We start from the raw sequence: 254 nt of genomic DNA, 5'->3' as shown, positions 1-254 counted from the left end.
CATCGCCATCTAAATCAGCAAATACAGTTACTGGAGAAGTAAATCCGGTTTCTGTTCCGTTTTGTGTTCCATCACCATCTTCATCGTTATATACTGTTCCGGTTACCGTTCCTGCTGTAGTATAACCATCTGTTCCTGCTGTAACTGTTCCACTTACTGGTACCGTTACTTCGGTTGGCTCTGTTCCATCTGTTAATGTCGATCCTGTTGGTAAAGTAGTTGTATCTATTACGATATCTACTGTTCCTGCTGGC

1 protein-coding gene is annotated in these 254 nt (G+C 42.5%); it reads right to left on the bottom strand.

Features of this window, described 5'->3' with window-relative positions; translation table 11 throughout:
• The coding region (locus ACVCZW_RS00140; protein WP_452231298.1) for a hypothetical protein at positions 1-254 on the bottom strand (254 nt) is incomplete at both ends.

The sequence above is a fragment of the Lacinutrix sp. MEBiC02595 genome (genome assembly GCF_053601555.1).
Note: the sequence above shows the minus strand (reverse complement) of the source record. Positions and strands in the feature narration are given on the sequence as shown.